This is a genomic window from Dietzia sp. E1, assembly GCF_014145015.1.
Lineage (GTDB): Bacteria > Actinomycetota > Actinomycetes > Mycobacteriales > Mycobacteriaceae > Dietzia > Dietzia cinnamea_A.
The window spans coordinates 1-9,019 of record NZ_JAALDU010000119.1 but is presented as its reverse complement, the minus strand read 5'-3'; the positions used below and the strand labels follow the sequence as shown (position 1 = coordinate 9,019).

9 protein-coding genes and 1 pseudogene are annotated in these 9,019 nt (G+C 70.3%); 6 read left to right on the top strand and 4 right to left on the bottom strand.

The features are described 5' to 3' along the window. Nucleotides 1-19: 19 nt before the first annotated feature. Both G6030_RS05135 and G6030_RS05130 read right to left on the bottom strand, forming a co-directional pair. Nucleotides 20-1,021 carry an IS3 family transposase gene (locus G6030_RS05135; protein WP_347238584.1) on the bottom strand — a complete coding sequence of 334 codons (1,002 nt, stop codon included), beginning with the start codon at nucleotides 1,019-1,021 and terminating at the stop codon, nucleotides 20-22. Continuing rightward, nucleotides 1,018-1,473 (bottom strand): hypothetical protein, encoded by a 456-nt coding sequence (locus G6030_RS05130; protein WP_182642409.1) that lies wholly within the window; start codon nucleotides 1,471-1,473, stop codon nucleotides 1,018-1,020. Before G6030_RS05130 ends, G6030_RS05135 begins: the two co-directional genes overlap by 4 nt. Before the next feature lie 379 nt (nucleotides 1,474-1,852). Here G6030_RS05130 and G6030_RS05125 point away from each other — a divergent pair, with 379 nt between their 5' ends. Then, nucleotides 1,853-2,143, top strand: a complete 291-nt coding sequence (locus tag G6030_RS05125; protein WP_182642408.1) for a DUF1540 domain-containing protein — start codon at nucleotides 1,853-1,855, stop codon at nucleotides 2,141-2,143. On the opposite strand, the gene G6030_RS05120 is transcribed toward G6030_RS05125, so the two are convergent. Continuing rightward, nucleotides 2,128-2,856 (bottom strand): hypothetical protein, encoded by a 729-nt coding sequence (locus G6030_RS05120; protein ID WP_182642407.1) that lies wholly within the window; start codon nucleotides 2,854-2,856, stop codon nucleotides 2,128-2,130. The two genes, G6030_RS05125 and G6030_RS05120, sit on opposite strands and share 16 nt — an antisense overlap. 146 nt (nucleotides 2,857-3,002) lie before the next feature. Here G6030_RS05120 and G6030_RS05115 point away from each other — a divergent pair, with 146 nt between their 5' ends. The 4 genes from G6030_RS05115 to G6030_RS05100 all read left to right on the top strand — a co-directional run bounded on the left by G6030_RS05115 (nucleotide 3,003) and on the right by G6030_RS05100 (nucleotide 6,815). Beyond that, nucleotides 3,003-4,523 (top strand): amidase, encoded by a 1,521-nt coding sequence (locus G6030_RS05115; protein WP_347238583.1) that lies wholly within the window; start codon nucleotides 3,003-3,005, stop codon nucleotides 4,521-4,523. Nucleotides 4,524-4,639: 116 nt separating this feature from the next. Beyond that, the gene (locus G6030_RS05110) at nucleotides 4,640-5,038 is read left to right on the top strand and encodes a GntR family transcriptional regulator (protein ID WP_182642406.1); all 399 of its coding nucleotides are present in this window, start codon (nucleotides 4,640-4,642) and stop codon (nucleotides 5,036-5,038) included. Beyond that, on the top strand, nucleotides 5,035-6,042 hold the full coding sequence (locus G6030_RS05105) for an ABC transporter ATP-binding protein (RefSeq protein WP_182642405.1): 1,008 nt from the start codon (nucleotides 5,035-5,037) through the stop codon (nucleotides 6,040-6,042). The genes G6030_RS05110 and G6030_RS05105 overlap by 4 nt, the downstream gene beginning before the upstream one ends. Then, nucleotides 6,039-6,815, top strand: coding sequence for a hypothetical protein (locus tag G6030_RS05100; RefSeq protein WP_182642404.1), 777 nt, complete (start codon nucleotides 6,039-6,041; stop codon nucleotides 6,813-6,815). Before G6030_RS05105 ends, G6030_RS05100 begins: the two co-directional genes overlap by 4 nt. 66 nt (nucleotides 6,816-6,881) lie before the next feature. Here G6030_RS05100 and G6030_RS05095 read toward each other — a convergent pair whose 3' ends face one another. Continuing rightward, entirely contained in the window at nucleotides 6,882-7,349 is a 468-nt protein-coding gene (locus G6030_RS05095) for an Lrp/AsnC family transcriptional regulator (protein WP_182642403.1), read from the bottom strand. Between the two features lie 167 nt (nucleotides 7,350-7,516). Here G6030_RS05095 and G6030_RS05090 point away from each other — a divergent pair. Further along, nucleotides 7,517-9,019 (top strand): annotated as a pseudogene (locus G6030_RS05090) (2-oxoacid ferredoxin oxidoreductase); the annotation flags it as partial.

The window sequence follows — 9,019 nt, the reverse complement described above, 5'->3', positions numbered from 1 at the left end:
CGGAAGTTGTCAACCTGGTTTAAGACAGGTTGATGCCAGTGGTGGTGGGTAGTGCTGGTGCTTTCGGTGGTTGCGAGTATCTGACGGGATGCAGGGTTGCTGCTCGGTCCAGGGTCTGTTGGCGGGTTGCCCTGACGTGCTCGGCGGTGCCGGTGAAGACCTGGCAGGGGGTGTAATAGCCCAGGGCGCTGTGGTGGTGCTCGGTGGCGTAGCGGTGCAGGAACTCGCTGGTCCAGCGTCTGGCGTGCTCGATCGAGTCGAACCGGGCCGGGTGGTCCAGGTCGTACTTGATGGTCTTGAACAGTGACTCGGAGAACGGGTTGTCGTTGGAGACCCGCGGCCGGGAGAACGAGCGTTGCACCGCCACGGCCTCCAGTGCTGCGGCGAGCTCGTTGGAGCGCATCGCGGCCCCGTTGTCGGCGTGCAGCAGGGCCGGAGCGCCGTGCCGGTCGAAGGCGTCCAGGAACATCTCGGTGGCCTTGGTGGCGGTCTCGTCAGGTTCGACCCGCCAGGCCACCGGGTAGCGGGAGTAGACATCGATCGCCAGGTACAGCCGGAAGAAGCTGCGCCGGGGCCCGGGCAGCAGGGTGATGTCCCACGTCCACAGATCCCCCGGCGCACCGGCGGCCGCGGCGGGCTTGACGCGGGCGGCAGAGGTGCCGCAGTGCCTGCCCCGCCGGCGGTCCCCGACCAGCTCGAGCTCGTTGGCCACGCGATAGAAGCTGCGCTGCGAGCAGGCGATCTTGCCCTCGTCCAGGGTGGACCAGTACGCCTGCACCACCGACCGATCCTCCATCGCCGGGTCGCACAGTGCGTCGACGACCTGCTCTTTCTCGGCGTCGGTCAACGCGGCCGGCTGCCGGCGCTGGCGGTGCGGCACCGGCTCGTCCACGGGCTGGTAGTGCTGGTAGCCGCGGGAGATCCGGTAGAACGTGGGCCGTGGCATCCCGGCGAGTGCGCAGGCCCGGGTCACGGTCATGTCGGCCTGCTGCTTGAGGTCGTGGATCAGCTGGCAGATCACAACTTTTTGCGCTCGAGCCAGGCCTGATACTCGGCCGCGCTCATCAGCGTCGGTGGGATCTGCGCATCCGGTCCCGTCGAGCTCTTGGTGATCCCGTCCAAGAGCTCGAATGCTTTTCCCATGATCTCCTGCGCCGCCTCGGCGTTTTTGACCTTCTGCTCGAGCTGCTCGACCTGCCGACGCAGCCGGATCACCTCCGAGCGATCCTCATTGTGTTGTTGTCGCCTGCCCATCTTGACCTCCGCAGCCTGCAACGACGCATCGAACTCGCCCCGAGCCCTGGCATTGAGCCACCGCTTGACCGTCCCCCGAGCGAGGTTGTGCTCCCGCAGTAGCCGAGCCTTGTCGCCATGGGCCTCACACTCGTCCCATGCCTGCAGGAATTCAATCCGGAACGCGACCGAAAACGATCGCCCTCCCGACGCCGTAGTCCCAATCGGCGTACTAATCATCGTCCAAACTCCGATCCCCACGCCCCTCACGAACCTGTCTCACGATCAGGCTGGCAAAGAACGAGGCGCGGGGGCGCGAGACGCCATCCCCGAGGGCGGCTGCGGGCTCGGCGTGCATCCGCGCGAGCGAGACGCCATCCCCTGGGGCGAGACGCCATGCGAGGGAGCGGCTGCGGAAGCGCTAAGCGGGAGCGCGGGGCGGGCGCACGGGCGAGACGCCCGCGGCAGGTCGAAAACCATGCCACCGGCCGCATATACGCAGGTAGACTGCTTAGGCTAGCCTGACTTAGCACAGCCTCAACTTGCTTGCAAGTCCGCGCCGTCCGGTGTTGACTCGGAGGCACACCGCCCAGCCACAGCCACACGAGGAGCGATCGTCATGGCCACTCTCACCGGAATCAGCACCTGCACCGTCACCGCGTGCTCGTTCAACAGCGACCAGAGCTGCAGCGCGGGTGCCATCACCGTGGCGGGCACCCCCGACCACGCCGAGTGCGGCACCTTCATCTCGCTGGACGTCCGCGGGGGCCTGCCCACCGCGAGCGCTCACGTGGGCGCCTGCCAGCGGGTCGAGTGCACCTACAACAAGGACCTGCTCTGCTCGGCGGACTCGGTCAAGATCGGCGCCGGCGCGGACACCGCCGACTGCCTCACCTACACCCCGGCCTGATCGGCCCGGTGCCGCGCCGGCGAATCGCCTCTCAGCTGGCGCGGGCGGGCCACGTACTGACCCATCTCGCGGACGACGTCGTTGACGCATTCCGCCCGGGTCACGAACGGCAGGTGGATGACATCGGCATCGGTGCCGAGCGCGGTCAGCAGATGCAGGCCGTCGGCGTCGACGCCCAACACATACGGCGGCTGAGCCGGGTCCCCGGATCCGGCCAGCATCGCCAGATCAGAGCCGAAGCGCGCCCGGATCTCGTCCGCGAGACCGGGCGCCTCGCATGCCAGGGGGTCCGACGGGACCGCGTCCAGCTGCGCCGCATCGACCGTGCCCTCATGTCCGAGCCGGCGGACGTTGACCTCGCCGAGTTCGATCTCGATCTCCACGATCCACCCCTCGCCCTGCCGGGCGGCGCGTGCCACACCGAAACCATAGAGGCTCGCCACGTGGATCTTGGCCTCGACGATCGGGGCGAACTCGTCGATCATCACCACGACCTCGACCGAGTCGCCGGGCGCGACCATCAGGCCTGACCAGGGGGCAGGGGCCCCGGTGACGACGATCGTCCCGTCGCCGATCCAGCGGTGACCCGCGGAGACCATGACATCCGAGCGGTCCTTGGTGCCGCGAACGGCGACCGTGGCGATGCCCGATCCATCGAGGAGACGACGCGCGCCCGTGGTGACCGGATCCGACACGATCGGGTGCGCTGCCATCGATGAGACCTCCAGATTCGGAACCCGATGCGAGACCGCATTAGGTGACCCTTGCCTTAGTTAGCTCCTCCTAAGATCCACGTCGGGGAAAGATCTGTCAAGAGGTGGCCCCGAAATGACGGTCTCGGTCGCCCTACAGTGGGGGCGTGAGCGACGCCACAGACATGGTCGGCCCGACCGCGGACGCGGCCGGCCCCGCGAGGTCCGCGGACGACTTTTCCCCGCACCCGGCCGCCGACCCAGCCGCCGGCGCACGGCGCCTGCACGCCTTCCGCGACGACGCGCTCGGCTACGACGACGCCACCGGCCTCGCCGAGAGACTCCGCGCGCGGGACGTCTCCCCCACCGAGCTCGTCGACGCGGCCACCGAGCGGTGCGCGCTGGTCGATCCGACCCTGGGCGCACTCGTCTTCACCGATCTCGACCGGGCCCGGGCACGCGCCCGCCGGGTGGAACACTCCGAGATGTCCGCGCCCCTGGCGGGCGTGCCGTCGGCCTTCAAGGACGCCGTCATGGTCGAGGGTGCACCGATGCGACTGGGCTCCCCCGCGGTGCCCGACACGCCGGCTCTGTTCGACGGCGCCTACGCACGCGCGTTCCGGGCGACGGGACTTAACCCACTCGGGATCACGGCCATGCCCCCGTTCGGCTGGACCGCCGCTACCGAGAGGCAGGGTGGACTGGTCACCCGGAACCCGTGGGACACCGGTCGGACCAGCGGCGGATCGTCAGGCGGGTCCGCTGCCCTGGTCGCCGCCGGGGCCATCCCGATCGCGCACGCCAACGACGGCGGCGGCTCGATCCGCATCCCCGCCGCGGCCACCGGACTCGTCGGCTTCAAGCCGAGCCGGGGACGACACCCCGACGAGACGTTCACCCGGCGCATGCCGATCCCCATCATCTCGCAGGGAGTCGTCTCCCGATCCGTCCGCGACACCGCCCTGTTCTTCACCGCCTTCGAGGCCGGGTACCGCCCCCGGGGAGTCCCGTCGATCGGGCGGATCGCGAACGCGCCATCCCGGCGGCTACGGATCGGTCTGGTCGCACACAGCCCAGCGGGCGACGGAACCGACCCCGCGACGCTGTCGGTCCTGCACGAGGCCGCCGGGCGGCTGGCGGGCCTCGGCCACGAGATCATCCCCGCCGCCGCTCCCGTGCCGCCGGGCTTCCGCGAGGACTTCGTCGCCTACTGGGGCTTGCTCGCGCTGAGCACCTCGGCCTCCGGCCGCTCCCTCTTCGACCCGGACTTCGACCCCGCGCGCCTCGACCCGTTCACCGTCGGACTGGCCCGCATGTCCCGCCGGAGGCTCGCCGCGATTCCGGCGCACCTGTACCGGCTCGCGCGGGCCCGCCGACGGTTCGACGCCGGCTTCGGTGACATCGACGTGTACCTGAGCCCCGTGGTCGCGCACGAGACCCCGGAGGTCGGCTACCTCGACGCCGACCAGCCGTTCGAGACCCACCTCGAGAGGGTGTCGAACTGGGTGACGTTCACCCCGCTGCAGAACATCGCGGGATCGCCGGCCGTGTCGTTGCCGGCCGGTCACGCGCCGGACGGGATGCCGATCGGCGTTCACCTCTCGGCGCGACGCGGTGAGGACCGCATCCTCCTCGAGCTGGCCTCCGAGTACGAGGCCGCCCACCCCTTCGCCCACATCTGGTCCTGACCGCCCCGCACCGCCCCGTGCCCGCATGGCGCGGCGCGGCGACCGTTGACGCCCCCAGAGGTCAAATGGTTCACTAGTGGAGTAACTAACCCACCAACCCGAGGGGGGACGCCCAGGTGGACGACGGCAGACCGCTCTTCGTGCAGATCGCCGAACAGATCGAATCGTCGATCCTGGACGGCTCTCTCACCGAGGGCGAGCGTGCGCCGTCCACGAACGAACTCGCCGCCTTCCACCGCATCAACCCGGCGACGGCCGCCAAGGGGATCAACCTCCTGGTCGACCGCGGCATCCTGACCAAACGCCGCGGGCTCGGCATGTTCGTCACACCCCGAGCGCGGGAACTGCTGCACACCGAACGACGCCAGCGGTTCACCGACGACGTGGTGGCCGCGATGGTCACCGAAGCCCGTGCCATCGGGCTCGACCTCGAGGACATCGTCGACATGGTCCGCGCGGCGTACCCACGCACCGCCGCCGCACACCCGAGCCCAGCCAAGGAGAGGGCGCAATGAGCAACGCCATCGACATCACCCACCTCTCGCGCCGCCACCGCGACACCACGGCGCTCGACGACGTGACCGTCTCGTTCGAGGCGGGCGTCATCCACGGACTACTGGGCCGCAATGGTGCCGGCAAGACCTCACTCATGTCGATCGCCTCCGGGCAGGACTGGCCGAGTGCGGGCGACGTCCGGGTGTTCGGCCTACGCCCCCAGGAGAACGAGCAGGTGCTCCCCCGCATCTGCTTCGTCCGCGAGGACCAGCGCTACATCGAGGACTCCTTCGCCCGGCACGCGTTCAAGGCCGCGGCGATGGCCTATCCCCACTGGGACGCCGACCTGGCCGAGCGCCTCGCCGAGGACTTCCGGGTCCCCGCCCGGACGCGGATCAAGAAGATGTCCCGTGGACAGCGTTCCGCCGTCGCGGTGATCCTGGGGATCGCCTCGCGTGCGGACGTCACCTTCTTCGACGAGCCCTACATGGGCCTCGACGCGGTCGCCCGCCAGTTGTTCTACGACCGCCTCCTGCAGGACTACACCGAGCATCCCCGCACGCTCATCCTGTCCACGCACCTCATCGACGAGCTCGCCCACCTCCTCGAGAACGTGGTGGTGATCGACCGGGGTCGGATCCTGCTCGACGAGCCCGTCGAATCCCTGCGGGGGCGGGCGGTCACGCTGATCGGCCCCGCCGACGCCGTGCGCTCACTGGCGGGATCGCGGCGGGTGCTCCACTCCGAGTCCATGGGCCGGACCCTCCGGGCGACCGTCCTGCGCGCCCCGGGCCAGACCGAGGACCCCTTCGAGGACCAGCGCGCGCGGGCTGACGGCGTCGAGGTCCTGCCCGTCTCGCTCCAGCAGCTGATCGTCCACCTGACGTCAGCGGGCGCCTCGTCGTCGTCGTCCTCGTCGTCACCCTCGTCACCGTCACCGTCGTCACCACCGTCACCGACCCGGCCGGGACCCGACGCCCCGGCCGTCACCACCACCCGACCCAGCTCGGAGGTCTCGTCATGATGTCCGCCACCGCCGAGGCCGCCGCCTCCACCGGCACCGCCACGCCGTCCGGGGCCTCCTCGCGGATCCTGCCCGCGTTCCGGCTCCAGTTCATCGTGCGCAGCAACTTCGTCGTGGTGCCGGTGATGGTCTTCCTGTTGTCGTGGGCGGTGTCCGCGGGGATCACGTTCTGGATCGCCGCGATCGCCGACGGCCGCGCGGAAGGCGAACCGATGTACAGCGGCGCCGCCCAGTCCGCGGTCTGGACGCTCGGATTTATGGCCGCCTACACGGTCACCCAGACCATGCCGTTCGCCATGGCGTTGAGCTTCAGCCGGCGCACGTTCGTCCTCGGCGCCTACCTGGCGTTCGCGGTGGTGTCGGCGGCGTTCGGGGTCGCGTTCGCGCTCGGGGCATGGCTCGAGCGGGTGACCAAGGGGCTGGGTTTCCGCTCCTACCAGTTCGACCTGCCCTTCATGACCGGCAGCCACGGCGCGGCCGGGGCCGGGCTGCTGGCGGGCACGCTGTGTCTCGCCGTGATGCTGGTGGGCTTCCTCGCGGCCGCGGCCTTCCGGCGTCTGTCCCTGATCGGATTCTGGACCCTCCTGATCGCGGTCATCGCCGGGCTCGCCGTGGTCACGCTGCTCGTCGTGCAGAACGTCGGCGGGGCCGCCGTGGCCCGGTGGTTCGGCGCCCAGACCGCCCTCACCGGGAGCGGCTACCTCACGGTCATCGCCGTGCTCGCCGGCGCCCTGGCCTACCTGGTCCTGCGACGGGACACCCCGGCGAGCTGAGCATGGCCGGCCTGCTGACCGGCGGGCGAGCGTGGCGGGCAGGCGAGTGCTCGCGCGCCACGCGGCTCAGTCGCCGAGCAGCTGCGTGGCGCGCGGCCCCACGCGCTGACGCAGGATCACCTCGGTGCGCGTGCGGAGAACCCCCGGGGTCGAGATGATCGCGCTGAACACCTCCTCGAGGTGGGCGTGGTCGCGGGCCACCACGCGGCAGACGAGGTCGAACTCCCCCGCCACGCTCACCACCTCGAGCACCTCGCGGACCTCGGCCAGACCCGCACACGTCGACTCGAGCTCCGCCTGCGCCAGCTGGATGTGGACCAGCGCGCCGAGCGGGTAGCCGAGGGCGGCGGGGTCGAGCCGGGGCGCCCAGGACGCGAGGACGCCGCGGGCCTCCAGCTTGTCGAGTCGCGCCTGCGCGGTGCCGCGGGCCACCCCGAGCCGTCGGGAGAACTCGCGGACGCCGACCCGGGGGTCGGCCATGACCACCCGGAGGAGGCGTCGGTCCGTATCGTCCAACTGGGGTGCGTGTTCCATGTGTCCACGGTAGACGACGACGAGAGGGCAACTGGCCCAGTTAGTACAGGAACCGACGCTTCCGGTTGTGCAGAGTGTGCGCCCGATCGATGACCGCGTGACGCGCCTCACATTCCGTCCTAGCCTGAGGGAGAGACCCACGACGTCACACAGGCCAGGTGTTGATCATGACCTCTCTTCTCGGCCCCTCGAGCGGCACCCACGACGACCTCCCCCGGTTCGGCCGGGCGGACGCCGGATCGTTCTCCCTCTCCGATCGCTACACGCGCGAGAGCGGCACCATCTACCCGACGGGGATCCAGGCGCTCGTCCGGACGGTCCGCGACCGCGCCCGGTTGGACCGGCGTCAGAACCTGCTCACCGCGAGCCTGGTGAGCGGCTACGAGGGATCCCCTCTCGCCGGTTACGACCTCGAACTGGCCCGGCGCGCGGAGTTCCTCGACCCGTTCGACATCGTGCACCGTCCGGCCCTCAACGAGGAGGCCGGCGCGACGGCGGTGATGGGCTCGCAACTGGCGCGTCGCACCGGCACCCTGCGCGCGACCGCCCACACCCGCGGCGCCCCGCTGCAGGGCGTGGTGGGGTACTGGTACGGCAAGGCGCCGGGCCTGGACCGCGCCACCGACGCGCTGCGGCACGCCAATCTCATCGGCACCGATCCCAACGGGGGCGCCGTGGTGATGGTGGGCGACGACCCGGGGGCCAAGTCCTCGACCGTGCCGTGCGCCTCCGAGCTCGCTCTCGCCGACCTCTACATGCCCACCCTGTACCCGGCCGATTCGCAGGACGTCCTCGACTTCGGCGTGCACGCGGCGATCCTCTCCCGGGTCTCCGGGCTCTGGTCGGCGCTGAAGATCTCCGCGCACGTGGCGGACGCCTCGTCGACCGCGCTCGTGGACCCCGACCGGATCCTGCCCGTCTACGGCGATCTCGGCACCAGTCCGCACGTGCCCTCCGGGCACCTCCTCGGCTCGAACCTCATGGAGCTCGAGCAGAACCAGCTCACCATCCGCCTCCCCCGGGCCCTGGAGTACGCCCGCCTCAACCGGCTCAACCGGATCGTGCAGGCGACGGCCGACGACCGGATCGGGATCGTCGCGGCCGGCAAGACGTACCTCGACGTGCGGGAGTCGCTGCGCCGTCTCGGGATCGGCGACGACGAGCTGGGCCGGAGGGGGATCCGGATCCTCAAGCTCGGGATGATCTACCCGCTCGAGCGCACGATCCTCGACGAGTTCATGTCCGGGCTCGACGAGGTGATCGTCGTGGAGGAGAAGCGCGACTTCATCGAGACCATGATCCGGGACATCCAGTTCCGCAAGCCCGGGGTGGCGAACGTCGTCGGCAAGGCCCACGAGGACGGGTCGACCCTGTTCAGCCGCTTCGGCGAACTCGATGTGGACTCGGTGACCCGCGGGCTCGCGCAGCGGCTCGGCACCGTCCACGGGATCGCCTCGGCCAGCGCCTGGCTCGACGGCCCGGGGCGCGTCCGCACCCGCATCGCGCTGCCCCTCGCGGCGTCTCGCACCCCGTACTTCTGTTCGGGCTGCCCGCACAACAGCTCGACCAAGGTCGCGGACGGGACGCTCGTCGGCGGCGGGATCGGCTGCCACGCGATGGTGCTCATGATGGACGAGCAGCAGGTCGGCCACGTCACCGGCGTCACCCAG